Raw genomic sequence first — 19,781 nt, 5'->3', positions numbered from 1 at the left:
GCTCCCCGGCGCCGTCGCCCACCTGGGCCTGGCCCGGGCGGGCCGGGCCCCGGCGACGGCGGCGCTGCCGCTGCTCGCGGTGCTGGTGGCACTGGCCCTGACGTCGTTCGGCGGTTCCGTACTGGCCGGCGTGGCGGCGGGCCGTGACCGGGCCGCGTTGACCACTGTCGGCGCCGACGCCCGTGTGGAGGCCTTCACCACGCTGCCGGGCGGGCTGGCGGCGAGCGTCCGGCGGGTCGAAGGGGTACGCGATGTGGTGAGCGTCCACGCCGAAGGCCTGACCACGGACGGCCGGCGGACCACGTACGAGCTGATCGTCGTGGATCCGGCCGCCTATGCGCGGCTGACCTCGGCCACCGGACTGGGCGGCCCGCTCCCGGTCCCCGCGCTCACCCATGACGGCGCCCGCGATGTGCTCCCGGCGGTCGTCTCGCCGGGCCTGGCCAGGGAGTTCGGCCACGCCGACGTCACCGTGCAGGCCGCCGCAGGCGCGACCACGGTGCGGGTCGCCGGGGTTGTGGACGGCACCCCGGCGGCACCGGACGGCGACTTCGTCATCGTCTCGGCCGCCGCCATGGCGCGGGCCCACCCCGCCGTCGCGCACAGCCCCGTACTGGACCCCACCGCGCTCTACGTGACCGGACCGTCCCTCAACGGAAAGGCGCTGCGCGCCGTGGCCGAGTGGGCCTCGCACGAACTCTCCGTCGACCTGCGCTCCGAGGAACACGCGTCGTACAGCTCCACGCCCCTGCAGTCCGGCGCCCGGCGCGTCTACCTCGTGGCCGTCGCGGCAGGGGCCGGTTACAGCGCCCTGGCCCTGCTGCTCTCCCTGCTCCAGGGCGCTCCACAGCGCGGCGCCCTGCTCGCCCGGCTGCGCACGATGGGCATGAGCCGCCGCCAGTGCCAGGGTCTCGCGATCCTCGAAATGCTTCCGCAGGCACTGCTGGCGGCGGTGGGCGGCATCCTGGTCGGCCTGGCCACCATCCCCCTGCTGCGCCCCGGCGTCGACCTCACCGCGCTCGCCTTCGCCGCCCGCGCCCCGGCCGCCGGCGCCGCCGACGCGGTCCTGCGGACGGACCCGGCCTCGCTCGTCCTGCCCTCGGCCGGCCTGCTCGTCCTGGCCTGCGGGATCCTGACGGCGCAGGCCTGGCTCACCGGACGGCGCGGCGAGGGCACGGACCTGAGAATGGGTGAACGGGCATGACGAACCAGAGCACGAACAAGCACGCGAACGCGCACACGAACCCGGGCACGCACGGGAGCACGAACCCGAGCGCGCACGAGAGCCCGGACCCGACGCTGGCCGAGCTCGAACGACGCGCCACCGACCGGCGGGAGCGTCCCCGCCACGGTCAGGACGCGCTCATCTCCTGCGACCGCCTGGTACGGATCTTCACCGCCGACGGAGTCGAGGTGCAAGCCCTGCAAGGTCTCGACCTGCTGGTCGCCCCCGGCGAATTGATGGCGCTGGTCGGCGCGTCCGGCAGCGGCAAGTCCACCCTGCTGAGCATCCTGGCCGGTCTTGACGTGCCGACCGCCGGCGCGGCCACCGTGGCCGGATTCGACCTGCTCGCCATGGACGCCAAGTCCCGGCTCCGCTACCGGCGCGAGGTCGTCGGCTTCGTATGGCAGCAGACGGCCCGCAATCTCCTGCCCTACCTGACAGCCCAGCAGAACGTCGTCCTGCCCATGCGCCTCAGCGGCAGCCCGCGCGGCCGCCGCAGCCGTGTCGCCCGCGCCGGCGACCTGCTGACGATGCTCGGGGTGGCCCACTGCCGTGACCGGCGCCCGCACCAGATGTCCGGCGGCGAGCAGCAACGCACCGCCATCGCCGTCGCCCTGGCCAACTCCCCGTCCGTCATCCTCGCCGACGAACCCACCGGCGAGTTGGACTCCGCCACCGCCGACCAGGTCTTCGACGCCTTCCGTACGGCCAACGAGGAACTCGGCACCACTGTTGTCGTGGTGACCCACGACCTCGCCGTCGCCTCCGCGGTCCGCCGCACCGTCGCGCTGCGCGACGGCCGGATCGCCTCCGAGGTCCTCCGCCACAGCACCGTCGACGAGCGCGGCCAGGAGTCCGTCACCGCCCGCGAGTACGCCACCGTCGATCGCTCCGGACGCCTCCAACTGCCCCGCGACTTCACCGAGGCCCTTACCATCCGCGAGCGCGTACTTTTGGAGCTGGAGCCCGATCACATCGCGGTCCGCCCCGACCGGCATGCCTCGGACGACTGAGTTCTTACGTCCATCCATGACACGACGGTCAAACGCAATCGGGCCTTGATCAGTCCTCGCCCAGCACGATGTTGGACGGCACGGGCAAGGTGTCCCTCTTCTGCTTCTGCTCGGCGGCGGCCGCAGGCGACGGCTCCTGAGCGCGCCGGTTCCTGCCACCCGATCGGCTGCCGCCGGGGGGCGTCGTGGATCTCCCGTCCGTCTCGTCGCCTTGGCGTTCAGAGTGGTTCCGTATGTTTCCGTCGCCGTCCCACATGGCGTGTCTCCGTCTGTCGAGCGCCAGGTTCCTGAGGGGCGGCTACCCGGCGGTCCCCCGGATACTCGGTCCGTGCGGCGGCCAGGGGGCAGCCCTCGTCGTCGGTGTCCTTCTTCTGCAGCGGTGAGGTGGCGGGGCCGTGCAGGACCTGGCCGTCGACGGCGAAGCGGGAGCCGTGGCAGGGGCAGTCCCAGGTGCGCGCGGCGTCGTTCGAGGTGTCAGGGAGGTTCGTCATGGGTCCCGCGTACCCCGGCGCGCCCTTCTGCCCCCCGTCTGCCCCCGCTTCCCACCGACGGGTTTCGGCTCCGGCCCGCCGGGCACCCGAGGAATCGCGGCAAGAACGGCCGTGCGGTGAGCGAGCACCGGGCCCGGCCTTCCCCCGGGTCGGCGCCCGGTGCCCTTCCCGCCAGCAAGGTGACACGAAGGGGTGAACGTCATGCCGCGAGGTTCCAGCGACAAGCGTGAGCGGCAGTACGAGCACATCAAGGACAGCGCGCAGGAGCGCGGCGAGAGCGAAGGCCGCGCCAAGGAAATCGCCGCCCGCACCGTCAACAAGGAGCGCGCCCGCTCCGGCGAGGCCAAGACCGCCAGCCGCACCTCCACCCAGGACATGTCCTCCAGCAAGCGCGGCGGCCAGCGCTCCCACCAGGGCTCCCAGGGCCAGACCTACGATCAGCTGTACGAAGAGGCCAAGCGCCGCAACATCGACGGTAGGTCCGGCATGAACAAGGCCGAGCTGAAGCGGGCCCTGGGCGGCGGCTGACGATGGCCGGCCTGCGGATCGTCGTCACGGGGGCCACGGGCAACGCGGGCACCAGCGTGGTGCACGCCCTCGGTGACGCCCCGGACGTCACCACGTGGGCCCCGGCATGATGTCAGCAACGGTTCATGACGGGCGCCGGAAGATCACCAGCCCCCCGGAACCGGCCAGACCCGCAGCTCAGCGTCACCCGCCGGTGGGGCGGGCCCTTACGTGCATTCGCTCGCCCTGGGCGCCGAAGAGACTCAGGAACTCGACGGGGCGGTCGCCGGCGTTGGCGAAGCCGTGGGGGGTGCGGGTGTCGAATTCGGCGGCTTCGCCGGCGGTGAGGACGAGGTCGTGCTCGCCGAGGGCCAGGTGCAGGCGGCCGGAGAGGACGTAGAGCCACTCGTAGCCCTCGTGGGTTCCCTGTTCGGGACGTACGCCGGCGGGCTGCTTGCGGGCGGGAATGATCTGCTTGTAGGCGTGCAGGCCGCCGAGGTGGCGGGTCAGCGGGATGAAGGTCTGGCCGTGCCGGGTGATGGGGCGGGGGTGGATGCGGGGGTCGCCGGTGGTGGGCGCGCCGACGAGTTCGTCGAGTTGTACGCCGTGGGCCTTGGCGAGCGGAAGCAGGAGCTCCAGGGTCGGTTTGCGTTTCCCGGACTCCAGGCGGGAGAGGGTGCTGAGCGAGATTCCGGTCGTCTCGCTCAGCTCGGCCAGGGTGGCGCCGCGCTCGCGCCGCAGCGCTCGTAGCCGTGGGCCCACGGCGGTCAGCACGCCGGGAATGTCGTCGTCTGCCATCCCTCTATTTGCTGTCCTGGCAAGAACCTTTGTCAAGCCGATGGGCCCGGGCCGACGATCGTGGGTGAACGGAGGCAAACGACATGACGACACAAACCCACGCGGAGCGGCGCTACGACGTCGTGGTCATCGGAGGCGGTGCCGCCGGGCTGAGCGGGGCACTGACCCTGGCCCGGGCACGGCGCTCGGTACTGGTGATCGACGCCGCCGGACAGCCCCGCAACGCCCCGGCGTCCGCCGCCGGGCGCGCGGTTCTGCACGGCCGCTCCCGGGTGAGGCCGATCATGTAGGCGGTCACGTCGGGGTCCAACAGTGAGCCCCCCGGCCGGTGTTCGGCCGAGGGGCCCTGGTGTGCGGTGTCCTCCGCTACGGGTTGATGTTGATGGTGAAGGTGGACGTCGTGTTCTTGATGTCCTGGTAGTTGTCGCTCATCTTGAGGTTGTTGAAGGTGACGGACCCGACCGCCGGACCCTGGCCTGCCTCGGGCATCTCGTTGGCCCACAGACCGAAGCCGGACTTGGCGTCGTAGGCGTCACCGCTGCGGTGGGCCCCGGTGATCGTCACGTTCGTGAGGATCGTGTCCTTGATCGGGTTCTGCGGCTGGCCCCCGGAGTAGTTGGTCTGGAACATGATCCCGCTGTAGGTCGGGGACACGATGTCCACGTCACTGACGCGGATCCCCTGGAAGACCTTCGAGGCGGAGAAGAGCCAGATCCCCGGGAAGGTCTGCCCGCCCCAGAAGTGGCCGCCACAGCGGACGATGGAGATGTTCTGGATGTTGGTCGGGTCGGTCCCGAAGCCGTTCATCGGGTAGCCGAAGTCCAGGGAGCTGATGGTGACTCCGGAGTAGACCAGCGTGTCCGCGATGTAGATGTTGCGGAACGTGTTGGCGTAGCCGCCGTAGACGGCGATGCCCGCGGCGCGCCAGGTCAGCAGGGAGGTCAGGTTCTCGTACAGGTTGTTCTTCTCGTCCGCTCCGCCCGCGTCGATCGCCGAGAACAGGGCGAAGCTGTCGTCGCCCGTGGCGCGGGCCTCGATGTTGTTGAGGTGGTTGTCCGTACTGCCGTTCGTCATGTTGATGCCGTCGGCGAACGTGTCACGGATGCGGGAGTTGGTGATGGTCACGTTGTCGGTGTTGGCGCCCCAGTAGAGGCACACCGTGTGCTCGTTCCAGACGTTGTCGATGGTGATGTTGGCGACGTTGGCGAAGTCGAACACCTTGCCCGGCCCGTCGATGCGGGACGTGTAGTTACCGAAGAAGGCGAAGCCGGAGAAGCTCGAGCCGTTCGCCGTGGAGTCCGCTCGGAAGCCGGCGTCCGTGTTCGACTGACTGGCCGGGGTGCGGAACCGGGTGTACCAGGGGCCGGCGCCGATCACCTTGACGGCCTTTCCGTACACCTGGAACTTGCTGGACGTGTCGTAGTCGCCCGGCGGCAGGTAGACACCCTTTATCGTGCCCGTGGTGTCCATGCGCGCCTTGTCGAGGGCGTTCTGGACGTCCTGCTGGGTGAACCCGGTGGGTGCGGTGTACGCGGCCGGGTCGGGGTTGGCGATGGGTGCGACCTGCTCGGTGTTGATGAAGTCCACCGCGTAGTTGGTGTCGTTGGCCGCGTCCTTCTGCAGCTTGATCTTGGCACCTGCCGGCACGGTGGTGCCGAGCATCATGTTGGCCTCGTCGTAGATGTGCCGAGGGCTGCCGTCGCTCGGGCTGTTGCCGGGAGCGGTCTCGCTGCCGTACAGCCAGGCGTACTTGGAGGTGAGGTCGATGGCCTTGAGGAAGGTCCCGTTGACGTAGACGTTGAGGGTGGAGTTGATGCCTCCGCCGCCCGCCGAGTCGGGGATCGAGTAGCGCACGACCAGGGTGTTGGTGCTGGCCCTTGTGGTGAACTCGACCGAGCTTCCGGTGCTGTTGAGGGTGACCGCCTTGCGGCCGGAGGCCTCGCCGGCCACGTCGCCGACGGTCCGGTTCGGGCCGACGACCGCCGCGCCACCGGCCAGGACGCCGTCCTCGGCCTCGTACATGTCGTACGGCATGTTGGCGCCGCGCCCGACGTACAGGGACTGCGTGCTGGTGTTGTTGTCCTGCTTGACCGACAGCTCGTTGGCGTCCGCGGCGATGACGGTCTTGACGCTGTACTTGCCGTCGGCGGCGGTCCAGGTGCCCAGGGAGACCGGGCTGGTGGTGCTGCCGGGGTTGATGGTGCCGCTGTACGAACCGGTGAGCGTCTTGACGACGCTGCCGCTCGCGGTGTCGGTGACCGTCAGGGTGATGCCGTGCGCGCCGGCCGCGGTGGCCACGGTGCCCTGGTTCTTCAGGGCGACCGAGAAGGTCACGGTATTTCCCTTGGCCGGGTTGTTCGGCGTCCAGGCGACGGGCGAGGCGATCAGGTCGGAGCTGTCCACCGGCTTCACCACCAGGGGGGTGGGGCTGGTGTAGCTGTTGTTCGTGTCGTTCTGCTCGATGACGGTGCCGGCTTCGTCGACGGTGGCGCTGAGCGGGTAACTTCCCGCGTCACGCGTGCCGATGTTCGCCGTGACGGTGCTGGAGGCACCGGCGGCGAGGGCGCCGACCGATGCCGTACCGGCCTTGGTGGTGCCCAGGTAGAAGGTGACCGCGGTGGCGGTGGACGGCAGGTTGCCGATGTTCTTGACGGTGGCGGACAGGGTGACGGCGTCGGTCTCGACCGGCGCGGAGGGCGTCACGGACATACCCGTGACGGTCAGGTCCGGGTTCGGCGCCGGGGTGCCGATCACCTGGAACTCGGCGATCTGGCCGCCGCCCGCGCCGGTGTTGGCCGTGAACTGCAGCCGTACGTCGGCGACTCGGGCCGTGACCGGGATGGTCACGGTGTTGCCGGTGGCCGGGTTGAACGTGTAGTCGGCGGCCGCCTTCAGACTGGTGTAGGCGGTGGCGCTCTGGTCGCGGCCCAGCACCTGGATGGTCTGGGTGCGCGTGCCCCAGGCGCTGTCGGGGTTGAGCTTCAGCACCAGCGAGGTGACGTCCGCGTTGGCGCCGAGCGAGACGGTCAGGGTGTTGGGGTAGCTGCCGCCCGCGCCCTCCCAGTAGGTCGTCACGCTGTTGTCGTTGGCGTTGGTGGCGACGAAGTTCTGGGTGGTGGAGGAGGCGGTGATGGGCTTGCCGACCGCCATGTTCGACCCGTTGCCGCTGGTCGCGCCGTTGCGGGTGACGGTGGCGCTGGCGATACTGCGGTTGCCGGCGGCGTCCTTGGCCTTGACGTAGTACGAGACGGTCGCCGAGTCGGGCTGGCTGTCGGTGTACGTCAGGGTGCCCCCGGCGACCGTGGTGAGCAGGACGTCGTTGGCGTAGACCTCGTAGCCGGTGACGCCGACGTTGTCGGAGGAGGCGCTCCAGGTCAGCTTGATCTGACCGGAGGCCGGCTGCGTGTACACGAGGTTGGTGGGCTGTGTCGGCGCCTGGGTGTCGCCACTGGCGCCGGTGCGGGTGACGCTGTTGCTGTTGGCCGACTGGTTGCCGGCGGCGTCCTTGGCCCGGACGTAGTAGGTCACCGTGGCGCTGTCGGGCTGGCTGTCCGTGAAGGTCAGGACGTTGCCGGCGACGCTGGTCCGCAGGGTGCCGTCGGCGTAGACGTCGTAGCCGGTGACGCCGACGTTGTCGGTGGCCGCGTTCCAGGTCAGCTTGATCTGGCCGGTGGCGGGCTGGGTGTAGGCCAGGCCCGTCGGGGCGCTGGGCGCGGTGACGTCACCGGTGGCGGGGCCGTAGACCTCCAGCTCGGACACCTGCGCGGCAGGCTGCCCGGTGTTGGCGGTGACGTTGATGCGCAGGTAGCGCGTGGTCGTGGTGGACAGGGTGATGGTCACCGTGTTGCTGGACGACGGGTTGAAGGCGTAGTCCTGCGACGCCACGAGGTCGGTGAACGTCGAGCCGTCGGTGCTGCCGCGTACGGACAGCGTCTGCGTCCGGGCTCCCCAGCTCGACGGCAGCTTGAGCACCACCTTGTTCACGCCGACGGAGGCGCCGAGGTCGGCCTGGATCCACTGCGGGAGGGCGTTGTTGCTGCTCTCCCAGTAACTGTCCTGGTTGGCGTCGTTGGCGTTGCCGGGGGCGTACGGGGAGGTGCTGCTGCTCGCGGTCAGGGTTTTGCCCGAAGCGAGGTTGTCGGTCGCGAAGGTGGCCGCGTAGACCTCGAGCTCCGAGACCTGGGCGGCGGCCCAGCCGGTGTTGGCGGTGATGTTCAGGCGTACGTAACGGGCGCTGGTGGCGCCGAAGTCAATCTTGACCGTGTTTCCGGACCCGGGGGCGAAGTCGTGCGCCGCCGAACCGGAGATGGTGGAGAAGCTGACGCCGTCCGCGCTTCCCTGGACGGAGAAGGTCTGCGTCCTGGCGCCCCAGGAGGCGGGGACCTTCACCGCGACCTGTCCGATGCTCTGGCTGCTGCCGAGATCGACCTGGACCCACTGCGGGAAGGAGCTGCCGGAGCTCTCCCAGTACGTGTCCTGGTTGCCGTCGGTGACATTGGCGACGGCGTAGCCGCTGTTGGTACTGCTCGCGCCGGCCGGTCTGCCGGCCGCGAGGTTGGGGCCGCCGGCGGCTGCCGCCGGCAGGACTGTCAAGCCGAACAGCACCAGGCCCGCCGCGATCACCCCCGCCAGCAGCCGCAAGATCGAGCGCTTCCTTCGCATGGTCACTCCTGTGCCTCTCGTCCCAGAGTTGTTGGTGCCATGACATGAATCACGTGCGGGGAGTCCCTGATCTCCCGTCCGGCCGACGCCACCGAGCGGCGTTCCCACGGAAGTTGCAGCGATCACTCATTTAATTGCGTTATTCGAGCTGATAGTTGCAGAGGGTTTTCCAGGCGTCTACGGTCATGACCGGCCATTTTGAGGGGCCGTCAGCCACACGGCAACGGAATGCCGTGTTCATGACGTGAACTTGCGACGAGACGACAAGTTATTGCGCAAGTCGCATGAACTCTTGCTGCCACAGCGCGGGCTGACTACGCTCTGCCGCCCCCACACCTGGTCCCGCAGCGGGCTACCCACGCGGGACGCGACGCGAGGAGATCCGATGCCCCTCACACGACGGTCGTTACTCGCCGCGGCAGCGGCAGCACCCGTTCTGGCAGCGGTGCCGCTCATCCCCGGTACGGCGTTCGCCGGCACCGCCGCTCCACAGGCCGGCACCCCCGGCGACGTGGTCGGCAAGATCACAGTGGGTTACCAGGGCTGGTTCGCCTGCCCCGGTGACGGCGCCCCGATCAACGGGTGGTGGCACTGGAGCCAGGACTGGTCCAAGGCGCCCTCCCCGTCGAACAAGGCCATCGTCGCCTGGCCCGACATGACCGACTACGCCAAGGGCTACGCGACCGCCTTCGGCAACCTCGGCAACGGCGCCCCCGCGACCCTCTTCTCCTCCTACGACAATCAGACCGTCGACACGCACTTCACGTGGATGCAGCAGAACGGCTGCGACACCGCCGCCCTCCAGCGCTTCAACCCCAACAGCTCCGAGGGTCCGACCCGGGACGCGATGGCCGAGAAGGTCCGCAGCGCCGCCGAGGCGCACGGCCGGAAGTTCTACATCATGTACGACGTGAGCGGCTGGTCCGCCATGCAGGCCGAGATCAAGGCCGACTGGACCAACAAGATGTCCGCCCACACCGCGTCCTCCGCCTACGCCCGGCAGAGCGGTAAGCCGGTGGTGGGGGTGTGGGGCTTCGGCTTCAACGACTCCAACCACCCGTGGAGTCCCGCGGAATGCCTCGATGTAATGAACTGGTTCAAGGCCCAGGGCTGTTACGTCATGGGCGGCGTGCCCACCTACTGGCGCACCGGCGTGAACGACTCCCGGTCCGGCTATCTCGACGTCTACCACGCCTTCAACATGCTGTCGCCGTGGATGGTCGGCAGAATCGGCACCGCCGCGGACTCCGACGCCTTCTACTCCTCCTGTACGGTCCCCGACCAGGCCGACTGCAACGCCCACGGCATCGACTACCAGCCCTGCGTCCTGCCCGGCGACATCTCGGTGCGCCAGCGGGCCCACGGGGACTTCATGTGGCGGCAGTTCTACAACGTCGTGCGGGCCGGCGCCCAGGGCATCTACATCTCGATGTTCGACGAGTACAACGAGGGCAACCAGATCGCCAAGACCGCCGCCACCTCGGCCCAGGTTCCCGTCAACTCCGGCTTCCTGGCCCTCGACGAGGACGGCACGGCCTGCTCCTCCGACTACTACCTGCGCCTCACGGCCGACGGCGGCAAAATGCTCAAGGGCCAGATCGCCCTGACCGCCACCCGCCCCACCCAGCCGGTGGCCGGCGGCGGCACCGGACAGCCGCCGAACCTCGCCCTGCACAAGCCGGTGTCGGAGAGCAGCCACACCCAGACGTACGCCTGCGCCAACGCCGTCGACGGAAACAAGGACACGTACTGGGAGAGCGCCAACAACGCCTTCCCGCAATGGATCCAGGTCGACCTCCAGACGGCGACCCCGGTGGGGCGGGTCGTCCTCACCCTGCCCCCGGCCAGTGCGTGGGCCACCAGGACCCAGACGCTCTCCGTCCAGGGCGGCACGGACGGCTCCGCCTTCAGCACCCTCGCCGACTCCGTCCGCTGCACCTTCGACCCCGCCACCGGCAACACGGCTATCGTCTCGCTGCCCTCGGCTCCCACCACCCGGTACGTGCGGCTGCTCTTCACCGCCAACACCGGCTGGCCTGCCGGCCAGGTGTCGGAGGTCCAGCTGTACGCGTCGTAAGACCCGGCGGTGAGCGCCATCCCCCGCACCCCCTGGGCCCATTCATGGCTGAGATACTCCAGCCATGGATGGGCATGTGAGGCTGGGCGGAACGCAGTCGGGGTGGGTGCTGCGTTCCACGGAGCCGGCCGACATCGAGGTGATCGCGGAATTGCGGGCGACGGTGATGCGGCCGGACCTGGAGCGTCTGGGCCGTTTCGATGAGCAACGCGTACGGCAGCGGCTGCGGGACTCCCTCTCCCCGCAGTACACGTCCATCATCGAGGTCGACTGTGCCCTGGCCGGGTGCGTCACCGTTCGGCCCGCCCAGGACGGATGGTGGCTGGAGCACTTCTACCTCGCGCCGCACCATCAGGGCCGGGGCCTCGGCTCGGCCGTCCTGCGCGCGGTACTCGCCCGAATAGACACCCAGGGCGTGAGCGTCCGCCTGAATGTCCTGCAGGGCAGTGCCGCCCGGCGGTTGTACGAGCGCCACGGGTTCGTGTTGGAAACCCAGGACCCGATCGATGTCTTCATGGTGCGCCCACCGGGTGTGCCGGCGCTGTGACGGAACAGGGGGGAGATGCCGCCCGTCTGCTGGAATCATGTGACCGAACCGGACTCAACGGACCGGGCGGACGGCCATGCCGACCTCATCCGGGAGTCGGTGGACGGGCTCGTCGGAGAGGACCCACCACGGTGAAGCCCATGTCTCCCGGATTTGCGATGATCTCAGCCATGACCCAGCAGATCACGGATGATCAGATCTCGATCGTCCCCGCCAACGAAGCTTCGTGGGACGACCTGCAGACGATCTTCGGCACAACGGACTACCCGTCCAAGTGCCAGTGCCAGCGCTTCAAGATCCGGGACTCCCACTGGGCCTCGGTCTCCGACGACGAACGCGCCGAGCGGCTGCGCGAACAGACCGGTTGCGGCGATGCCGGTGCTCCTTCGACCAGCGGCCTCGTCGCCTATCTGGAGGGCGAGCCGGCCGGGTGGTGCGCTGTCGAGCCCCGAACGTCCTACCCGCGCCTGCTCCGCGCCCGCGTCCCCTGGACCGGCCGGGACGAGGACAAGACCGACGACGGCGTCTGGGTCGTGTCCTGTTTCGTCACCCGCAAGTCCTTCCGCCGTCGCGGCATCACCTACGCGCTGGCACGCGCCACGGTGGACTTCGCGCGCGAGCGCGGCGCTCGCGCGCTCGAGGCGTACCCGATGATCACACAGCCAGGAGTGGAGATCACCTGGGGGGAACTCCACGTCGGCAGCCGCGACGTGTTCGCCGACGCGGGATTCGCCGAGGTGAACAAGCCCACCCTCAGGCGGGTCGTCATGCGGATCGACTTCTGACCCGGGGAAATCAAGGTCATGGCTGCTGCTCCTCCGTACATGGTCTGGGGGAACTCGGTCCCCTAATGCTGCGCCCCGACGGGAACCTCGCCGTCCTTTTCGGAGAGCGCGGCGGGCGGCTGGACGGGGCCGAAGCGGTCCAGGAAGGGGACCAGGTGCAGCCGGGGCAGTAGCCAGGCGTGCCAGATGCCGGTGAGGAAGAGGATCGCGGAGCCGCTGACCAGCACCGAGCCCAGGACGTCGATCGGGTAGTGCGCGCCGATGTACAGCCGGGAGAAGGCGACGAGCGCCACGACAGCGGCGCCGCCGAAAGCCGCAGGCCGCTGCCAACGCGTGCCGCGGGCCAGCAAGCACGCGGCGACCACGGCGGAGACGGTGAAGGCGACGTGCCCGCTGGGGAAGCTGTTGGAGCCGATCTCCGGGTCAAGGGAGTAGACCACCGGGGGACGGTTGCGGGCGACGATCAGCTTGGCGATCTCCGAGCTGTTCCAGCCGACCGCGACCACCAGGAAAGTGGACACCGCGGCGACCGGGTGGTGGCGGCGGAAGAGCAGCCAGCCGCACCACAGCGCCAGGATGATCAGCCCGCCGACCGGCGAGGCGATGTCGCTGACCCCGAGCATCACCGTGTTCAGCCAGCCGGTGCGGGTGTCGGTCTGCAGTGCGCGGTCGAGACGCAGCTCGTCGGGCTGGAGCAGGCTCGTGTGTGCGGCGACCAGCCCGAGGGCGATCGTCAGCGCGAACACGATGAGCGAGTTGCGCAACCAGTGGCGCACTTGAGGCATGGAGTGGTCCTTACGCGAGACGCGGCGGGGCACTGGCGGCCGCCGCCCCGCGTTTGGACACCTGCGGGGACCTGTCGATGACGCACGAGTGAACTCGCGACGACCGCCCGACCAAACTACTACACGTTGTAGATTCAACCGTGAGCCCGTGCTCCACGCGGCGCCGCGAAGGAGAGTGGAGGCATGAACGCGATCACTGACTGGCTGGCCGGACTGTCCGGCGCGGTCGTCTACGCCGTCGTCGCGGCCCTCGTCTTCTGCGAGGACGCCCTCTTCTTCGGCTTTGTTCTCCCCGGGGAGACCGCCGTGGTCCTGGGCGGGGTCCTGGCAAGCCAGCATCACGTCTCCGTTTACTGGCTCGCTCTGTGTGTGGTGCTCGCGGCCATCGCCGGGGACTCCGTCGGTTACGAGATCGGCCACCGTTTCGGGCCCCGGATCCTGACCACCCGGCCCCTTCGACGGCACCAGGGCCGCATCGCCGACGCCCAGGACCTGATCCGCCGCCGGGGACCGGTCGCGGTCTTCCTCGGCCGCTTCATCGCCTTCTTCCGCGCGATGATGCCCGCCCTGGCCGGCGCCTCCCACATGCCCTACCGCACGTTCCTGCTCTTCAACGCCATGGGCGGCATCGCCTGGGGCGTCGGCTTCACCCTGCTGGGCTACTTCGCCGGCTCCGCCTACACCCAGATCGAGCACACCGTCGGCCGGGTCCTCGCACTCGTACTGGCCGCCATCGTGATCGCCGCCCTCGTGGTCTGGCACTTTCGCCGGCGCCGCGCCGCCCACCGGGAGCCCGGCGATGCCGGGCGGCCTGCCGTCGACGACCGGGACGCGTCCTGACTCAGGCCTTCATGAGAGTGCGTCCCAGCCAGTCGGAGCTGTCCTTCACGCCGGGGAGGGCGAAGAAGTAGCCGCCGCCGGTGGGGGTGATGTAGTCGACCAGCGGTTCGTCTATGAGGCGCGTCTGGGTGGCCTCGAACTGCCGCTCCACGTTCTGCTGGTAGCAGCAGAAGGCCAGGCCCATGTCGAGGTTGCCGACCTTGTCGACGCCGCGGTCGTAGTTGTAGCCGCGCCGCAGGATGCGGTTGGCGTCGGTCTTGGCGGAGCGGGGGTTGGCGAGGCGGATGTGGGCGTCGAGGGGGATGGCCTCGCCCTTGGGGTCCTTGGCGTAGTGAGGGATGTCGGTTTCCTGCGCGCCGTCGAGCGGGGCGCCGGTGTCGCGGCGGCGGCCGATCATCTTCTCCTGCTCGGTGAGCGAGACCCGGTCCCAGAACTCGACGAGCATGCGGATGATGCGGATGACCTGGTAGCTGCCGCCGACCGCCCAGGACGGCTCCCCGGCGGCCTCGGTGACCCAGATCAGCTTGTCCATCTCGCGCGCCGAGCTGGTGTCGGGGTTGGCGATGCCGTCCTTGAAGCCGAGGTAGTTGCGCTGGGTGCCGGTGGGGCGGGAGGGGTTGGCGTGACCGTCGATCTTCCACTTGACCTGCATGCCGCCGCGGGTGTGCCGGGCGATGTCGCGCAGGGCGTGCACCACGGTGTCGGGGTGGGCGGCGCACAACTGCAGCGAGAGGTCGCCGTGGCACTCGGCGGCGTCCAGGTCGTCGTTGGGGAAGGTACGCATCGGCTTGAGGCGGCGCGGCTTGCGGTCGGCGAGGCCGTAGCGGTCGTCGAAGAGGGAGGACCCGACGCCGAGGGTGACGGTGAGGTCGTCGGCGGGCACGGTCGGGCCGAGTATGCCGTTGTCGGAGGGCGGTGCGCCGACGCCGAGGTCTGCGGGGGTGCCGCCGGCGGTCAGGAAGCGGGCGCGGCTGGTGATGGTGCGCAGCAGGTCGGCGAGTTCGTTGCGGTTGTCGGCGATGACGTCGAAGGAGACGAAGGCCGCCGCGGCCGGCGCGGGCGTGAGGATGCCGGCCTGGTGGGCACCGTGGAAGGGCACGGTCCCGCTGCCGGTGGTGGCCGCCTCGGCGTCGGCGGGTGCGAGGACGACGTCGGTGATGCCCGCGCCGAGGGCCGCCCCGGTGACGCCGATGCCGAGCGCGGTCTTGACGAAGGTGCGGCGGCCGGCGGGGCAGTTCATGGGGGCGCTCCTGTCCTGGGGGTGTCGGTCGGTCATGGCGTCCTCACGCGGCCTTGCGGACTTCGAGGAGATCCGGGACGGGGGCCAGCTTCTCCAGCAGCTGCCCGACCGTGCCGTTGAGCTTCTGCCGGGTCTGCAGGTCCAGTTTCGACACGGCCGTCCAGGTGCCGTCCTTGGCCCGCTGCGCGAGGACCAGCTTCTCGGTGCGCGCCATCCAGGTCGCGATGGTGCCGGGGAGCTGGGCGTCCCGCTTGACCAGGAGCGGTCGCAGGACGTCCAGGAGTTCCTGGGTGCCCTTCAGGTTGGCCTCGGTGGTCGCCAGGCCGGTGCCGCTGCCGTAGTCGGACTCGCCGCTGAGTTCGCGTACGAGGGTGTTCTCCAGGATCTCGTGGGCGCGCAGCGGCAGGTCACCCGGGTCGAAGTCCTGCGTCGGGAAGTCCTTCCGGAGCGCGGCGACATCGGTGGTGAGCTGCCTGGCGGGCTGGGCCAGGAAGCCCGCCGCCTCGCCGTGCCAGAGGCCGTATTCGAGGCGGTGGAAGCCGGTGAAACCGGAGTCCTTCACGCCGTTCGCTAGTCCGGCCGTGCGGCCGTTGATCTTCTTGTCGTAGTCGCCGAAGGTGCCGTAGGCGGCGCCGAGCGAGGCGTACTGCTCATGCGCGGCCAGCCAGTCGGTGCGGGCCTTGGCGAGCTTGTCGGCGTCGATGTCGGCCTGCAGCGTCTTGGTGCTCGCCAGGAGCTCCGCCAGCCCCTTCTGTACGTACGCCCGGTACGCGGCCAGGGGTGCGGCCAGGTCCTTCTCCGACACCGGGAGTACGGCTGCCGCGCTGCCGCCGCCGGTGACGCGGACGGCGGCGGAGGTGACGGCCTTGCCGCCGTTGGGAACGCAGCGCCACGCGTAGCTTCCGGTGCCGACGGTGGCGACGAGGGAGCGGGTGGTGCCGGGGGCGATGCCCTCGACCTCTCCGTAGACGGCGTTGGTGACCGGGTCGATGAGGTAGACCTCGGCGGTACGGCTGCCGGTGTTGCGTACTTGGAAGGTACGGCGTCCGGGGCCGGGGGCGCTGAAGCCCTTGCCGCAGTCGGCCGCCGAGACCGCGACGACCTGGCTGTCGGAAGCGGGCTTGCCGTCGCTGACGGCCACCACCGCACCGGCGACCAGCGCAGGTACGGCCACGAGGGTCACCGGCACGGCCCAGCGCGGCATCCGGCGCGGCAACCGCGGCGTGGCGGGCGCTGCCGGTGCCGGGGCGGGTGCTGCCGGTGCGGCCGGGGCTTCCTTCGGAGCGCGTACGCCGCGTACGAACAGCGTCATGACGATGGCCAGATAGGCGGCGTGGACCGCGATCTGCAGCCAGGTCATCTGCGGGGTGAGGTTGAGCGTGCCCTGCACCAGCGTGACGTACCAGGACCCGGGGTCGAGGTGGGCCGACAGGTCGAAGGCGTACGCGCCCTTGCCCGGCAGCACCCCGGCTTCCTGGAGGTCGCGCATGCCGTAGCCGGCCACCCCGGAGGCGATGACGATCAGCACGGCGCCGGTGTAGGTGAAGAACCGGGTGAGGTTGATGTGCAACACCCGCCGGTACAGGCCCCAGCACAGCCCCGCCGCGATCAGCAGCCCCGCAGCCGCGCCGGTCAGCGGGCCCGCCGACGCCCCGGCCGCCTGGGCCGTGGTCCACAGGAACAGCGCGGTCTCCAGCCCCTCCCGGCCCACGGCCAGGAAGGAGGTGACGACCAGCACACCCGCGCCCATGCCCAGTGCGGCGGCGACCTTCTGCTTGATCTCCCCGGAGAAGCTGCGGGCCGACCGGCGCATCCAGAACACCATCGCGGTGACGAACACCACCGCGACCAGGCTCAGCGTCCCGCCGAAGGCCTCCTGCGCCGGCCCGGACAGGTTCGCCGCGGTGTACGTCAAAATCGCGCCGAAGCTCATGGACAGGCCGATGGCGGCGGCGACGCCGGTCCACACGTGGGGCAACCGCGCCCGCTGGTCGGATCGTACGAGGGTGGCCACGAGCACTGAGACGATCAGCCCCGCTTCCAGGCCCTCACGCAGACCGATCAGGAAGCTGGGAAACGCGTTGTCCCACACCGCAGGCCTCTCTCCGTACACCGATCACCACGGCTGGGTGCAGCCGCAGGCGGACTTAGTGTAGGCACACCTAAGTCACGGCTCGGAAAAGGGGGTGGGCTTGGCGGCCCGCGCAGCAGAGCAGAGCCGCCCACAGGTCGAGCCGGCCATAGAGGCGGGTGAGGTCGCGTCCGGTCAGCTGCTCGAGGAGCTGGATGCCGTAGTGGACCGTGTTGACGTGGAGGTGGAGCGCATCCGCCGTGCGCGCCCAGGAGCCGTTGCAGGCGAGGAAGGACTCCAGGGTCTCCGGAAAAGTGGCGGCGGAGGCGCTGTTGCTGTCGAGCAGCGGCCCGAGGACCCCGGCGCTGAACACGGCACAGCTCGGCGGGGACGCCGGTCAGCAGTGACGCGAGGCGGTGAGCGGCGCCGCGTCGGTGACGGACGAGGTGTGCGGGGCGGTGGTCCGGGCCGAGGCGCCTTCGCCAACGCCCTGCGCGATGCGACCGGCGTACGGTTCACCGAGCTGCCGCTCACCCGGGACCGGATGTGTCTGGCCCCGGATGCCGCTGTCAGGCCGTAGCCAGTGAGATCTCCGTCGACTTGATGAGGGCGACCACCGGGTCGCCGGTGGTCAGGCCGAGGTCGGTCACGGCGTCCTTGGTGATCGCGGCGGTCAGGGCGCCGCCCGGGACGTCCACCCGCACCCCGGCCATGGCGCCGCCGCTGGTGATGTCGGCGACGGTGCCAGGGAGCTGGTTGCGGATGCTGAGCCCGCCTACGGGGCCGGGGCCGGTGGCCAGGGCGACCTCGGTGGACTTCGCCAGGGCGTGCACGGCGGAGCCCTCGGCGATGCCCAGGTCCTTGACGGCATCGAGCGTGATGGCGGCGGTGATCTCCTGGCCCCCGTCCAGGCGGACCCTGACGATGGCCATGACCTCGCCGGTCGCCACGGCGACGACGGTGCCGGGGAGCTGGTTGCGGATGCTCAGGCCCATCACGGAACACTTCCTACCGGGAACGAGGGATTTGTCCTGCTGTCTCCCGGCACTCTAACCACACTCTGCGCATCCGGATGGCGACGCATCGCAGACGCCATGACCCGCCGCGACATCGTCTGGCAAACGCTGACAGGGCGCCGTCAGTCGGCGAGTTCGGCCATCGCGGTGGCCAGGAGCCGCGCTCACCGCACGGCGTCGGGTATGTCGCCGACCAGGAAGAAGACATGGCGTACGGTCCGCTCCGCGTCGATGATCAGGATGAGCCGTTTGAGCCGCAGCTGGCCCGATCCCCGGAACGTCGGCAGCCGCAGGGCCGCTGCCAGCCGCAGCTCCGCGTCCGAGAGCAGGGGTAGGGCACGGACTCCGCCCGGGCGCGCGGGTAGTCGGGGGATGGGGGTCAGGAACGCGGTCGGCGGGGTTGATCGCCTCGCGCCGCGTTCTTCTCCTTGATCCGTACCGTTTCTTTCCGGACCTCGGCCTGGGTGGCGCGCTCCTGCTGCAGCCACTCGGGACTTTCCTTCTTCAGCGCGTCGATCTGCTCCGTGGTGAGGGCTTCCGTGACTCCGCCACGCGCGAGACCCGCGATGGAGACGCCCAGCTTCGCCGCGACCACCGGCCGGGGATGCGGACCGTTGCGGCGCAGTTCCAGCAGCCACCCGGGCGGATCCGCCTGCAGCGCGCTCAGCTCGTTGCGCGAGACGACACCCTCCTGGAACTCGGCGGGGGTGGCCTGGAGGTACACACCCAGCTTCTTCGCCGCGGTGGCGGGCTTCATCGTCTGGGTGGTCTGGTACGACGTCATGGTGTCAAGGGTATCGAGCATGTGCGCTACCTCCGACCACGCCCGGTAACCTGGCGGGGTGACAGGCTCGGAAGTATCCCCTTCATTCCGGCTCGCGTATGTCCCGGGAGTGACGCCCACCAAGTGGGTTCGGATCTGGAACGAGCGGCTGCCCGACGTCCCACTGACCCTCATCCCGGTGTCCGCCGCCGAAGCGCCTGACGTCTTGCGCGGTGGCGGCGCCGACGCGGGTTTCGTACGGTTGCCGATCGACCGGACGGACCTCAGCGCGATCCCCCTCTACACCGAGACGACCGTGGTCGTTGTCCCGAAGGACCACCTCGTGGCGGCGGTCGACGAGGTGTCCGCCGAGGATCTTGCCGACGACGTCGTACTGCATCCCGTCGACGACACCCTCGCCTGGGAGCGCCTGCCCGGACAGCCCGCGGACGAGCGCCCCGCCACCACGGCGGACGCCATCGAACTGGTCGCGGCAGGAGTGGGCCTCCTCGTCGTCCCGCAGTCCCTCGCCCGCCTCCACCACCGCAGGGACCTCACGTACCGGCCCGTCGTGGACGCCCCCGAGTCGCGCATCGCGCTGTCCTGGCTGGAGGACAGGACCACCGACCTGGTGGAGGAATTCATCGGCATCGTCCGCGGCCGAACCGTCAACAGCTCCCGCGGCCGCCCCACCCCCGCACAGCCCAAGGCCAAGCGCCCCGCCACCGGAGACCCACAGCGGACGCCCGCAGCCCGCAAGTCCACCGGCAAGTACCCCCGGAGCGGCTCCGGCAACCCCAAGGGCGGCAAGCGCGGCAAGCCCCGCCGTCGCCCCTGAAGTTCAGTGGCCGCGCTGTACGGGGACGGCGCGACCGACTTCCGCCGGTTTCCGGTCGCAGGGGGTGACGCGGTGGGCGGCGAGGGCGGCGAGGTCGTCGTCGCGGGTGCCGTGGACGTAGGA

17 protein-coding genes and 1 pseudogene are annotated in these 19,781 nt (G+C 70.0%); 9 read left to right on the top strand and 9 right to left on the bottom strand.

The genetic code is table 11. The annotated features are described in order from the left end of the window. Nucleotides 1-1,204: FtsX-like permease family protein (locus tag EFK10_RS23495; RefSeq protein WP_164836128.1), on the top strand; the 1,204-nt coding region annotated here is incomplete at its 5' end. Then, entirely contained in the window at nt 1,201-2,238 is a 1,038-nt protein-coding gene (locus EFK10_RS23490; protein WP_127357626.1) for an ATP-binding cassette domain-containing protein, read from the top strand. The genes EFK10_RS23495 and EFK10_RS23490, both read left to right, overlap by 4 nt. A gap of 218 nt (nt 2,239-2,456) precedes the next feature. Here the strand turns inward: EFK10_RS23490 and EFK10_RS23485 are convergent, their stop codons facing one another. Further along, nucleotides 2,457-2,729 carry a Rieske 2Fe-2S domain-containing protein gene (locus tag EFK10_RS23485; RefSeq protein ID WP_127357625.1) on the bottom strand — a complete coding sequence of 91 codons (273 nt, stop codon included), beginning with the start codon at nt 2,727-2,729 and terminating at the stop codon, nt 2,457-2,459. A gap of 201 nt (nt 2,730-2,930) precedes the next feature. Here EFK10_RS23485 and EFK10_RS23480 point away from each other — a divergent pair, with 201 nt between their 5' ends. Then, nucleotides 2,931-3,257 carry a plasmid stabilization protein gene (locus tag EFK10_RS23480; protein ID WP_127357624.1) on the top strand — a complete coding sequence of 109 codons (327 nt, stop codon included), beginning with the start codon at nt 2,931-2,933 and terminating at the stop codon, nt 3,255-3,257. A 183-nt stretch (nt 3,258-3,440) separates the two neighbouring features. On the opposite strand, the gene EFK10_RS23475 is transcribed toward EFK10_RS23480, so the two are convergent. Then, on the bottom strand, nt 3,441-4,034 hold the full coding sequence (locus tag EFK10_RS23475) for a helix-turn-helix domain-containing protein (RefSeq protein ID WP_127357623.1): 594 nt from the start codon (nt 4,032-4,034) through the stop codon (nt 3,441-3,443). A gap of 83 nt (nt 4,035-4,117) precedes the next feature. Here EFK10_RS23475 and EFK10_RS23470 point away from each other — a divergent pair. Then, nucleotides 4,118-4,318: pseudogene (locus EFK10_RS23470) on the top strand (FAD-dependent oxidoreductase); the annotation flags it as partial. Nucleotides 4,319-4,400: 82 nt separating this feature from the next. On the opposite strand, the gene EFK10_RS23465 reads toward EFK10_RS23470, so the two are convergent. Beyond that, complete coding sequence (locus EFK10_RS23465; RefSeq protein ID WP_127357622.1) at nt 4,401-8,696, bottom strand: discoidin domain-containing protein; 4,296 nt, start codon at nt 8,694-8,696, stop codon at nt 4,401-4,403. 385 nt (nt 8,697-9,081) lie between these two features. Between EFK10_RS23465 and EFK10_RS23460 the strand changes: the two genes are divergently transcribed. The 3 genes from EFK10_RS23460 to EFK10_RS23450 all read left to right on the top strand — a co-directional run bounded on the left by EFK10_RS23460 (nt 9,082) and on the right by EFK10_RS23450 (nt 12,105). Beyond that, on the top strand, nt 9,082-10,773 hold the full coding sequence (locus EFK10_RS23460; protein WP_127357621.1) for a discoidin domain-containing protein: 1,692 nt from the start codon (nt 9,082-9,084) through the stop codon (nt 10,771-10,773). A gap of 64 nt (nt 10,774-10,837) precedes the next feature. Beyond that, nucleotides 10,838-11,320 (top strand): GNAT family N-acetyltransferase, encoded by a 483-nt coding sequence (locus EFK10_RS23455; RefSeq protein WP_127357620.1) that lies wholly within the window; start codon nt 10,838-10,840, stop codon nt 11,318-11,320. A 170-nt stretch (nt 11,321-11,490) separates the two neighbouring features. Further along, on the top strand, nt 11,491-12,105 hold the full coding sequence (locus EFK10_RS23450) for a GNAT family N-acetyltransferase (protein ID WP_206305557.1): 615 nt from the start codon (nt 11,491-11,493) through the stop codon (nt 12,103-12,105). Nucleotides 12,106-12,167: 62 nt separating this feature from the next. Here the strand turns inward: EFK10_RS23450 and EFK10_RS23445 are convergent, their stop codons facing one another. Next, nucleotides 12,168-12,890 (bottom strand): phosphatase PAP2 family protein, encoded by a 723-nt coding sequence (locus tag EFK10_RS23445; protein WP_127357618.1) that lies wholly within the window; start codon nt 12,888-12,890, stop codon nt 12,168-12,170. Between the two features lie 183 nt (nt 12,891-13,073). On the opposite strand from EFK10_RS23445, the gene EFK10_RS23440 reads away from it, so the two are divergent. After that, on the top strand, nt 13,074-13,730 hold the full coding sequence (locus EFK10_RS23440) for a DedA family protein (protein WP_127357617.1): 657 nt from the start codon (nt 13,074-13,076) through the stop codon (nt 13,728-13,730). Between the two features lies 1 nt (nt 13,731). On the opposite strand, the gene efeB is transcribed toward EFK10_RS23440, so the two are convergent. The 5 genes from efeB to EFK10_RS23410 all read right to left on the bottom strand — a co-directional run bounded on the left by efeB (nt 13,732) and on the right by EFK10_RS23410 (nt 18,841). Next, on the bottom strand, nt 13,732-14,970 hold the full coding sequence (gene efeB, locus EFK10_RS23435) for an iron uptake transporter deferrochelatase/peroxidase subunit (RefSeq protein WP_127357616.1): 1,239 nt from the start codon (nt 14,968-14,970) through the stop codon (nt 13,732-13,734). Nucleotides 14,971-15,013: 43 nt separating this feature from the next. Then, nucleotides 15,014-17,062 (bottom strand): iron uptake transporter permease EfeU, encoded by a 2,049-nt coding sequence (gene efeU / locus EFK10_RS23430; RefSeq protein WP_127357615.1) that lies wholly within the window; start codon nt 17,060-17,062, stop codon nt 15,014-15,016. Between the two features lie 70 nt (nt 17,063-17,132). After that, complete coding sequence (locus EFK10_RS23425; protein ID WP_127357614.1) at nt 17,133-17,414, bottom strand: PucR family transcriptional regulator; 282 nt, start codon at nt 17,412-17,414, stop codon at nt 17,133-17,135. Nucleotides 17,415-17,610: 196 nt separating this feature from the next. Further along, a complete protein-coding gene (locus EFK10_RS23420; RefSeq protein ID WP_127357613.1) occupies nt 17,611-18,036 on the bottom strand; it encodes a TOBE domain-containing protein in 426 nt (141 codons plus the stop codon). 400 nt (nt 18,037-18,436) lie between these two features. Continuing rightward, nucleotides 18,437-18,841: a DUF5997 family protein gene (locus tag EFK10_RS23410; protein WP_127357627.1), complete on the bottom strand. Its 405-nt coding sequence runs from the start codon at nt 18,839-18,841 to the stop codon at nt 18,437-18,439. A 58-nt stretch (nt 18,842-18,899) separates the two neighbouring features. Between EFK10_RS23410 and EFK10_RS23405 the strand changes: the two genes are divergently transcribed. Further along, nucleotides 18,900-19,658, top strand: a complete 759-nt coding sequence (locus EFK10_RS23405) for a LysR family substrate-binding domain-containing protein (protein ID WP_127357612.1) — start codon at nt 18,900-18,902, stop codon at nt 19,656-19,658. The last annotated feature ends 123 nt before the right edge of the window (nt 19,659-19,781 follow it).

Source organism: Streptomyces soli, from assembly GCF_003999195.1.
Lineage (GTDB): Bacteria > Actinomycetota > Actinomycetes > Streptomycetales > Streptomycetaceae > Actinacidiphila > Actinacidiphila soli.
Note: the sequence above shows the minus strand (reverse complement) of the source record. Positions and strands in the feature narration are given on the sequence as shown.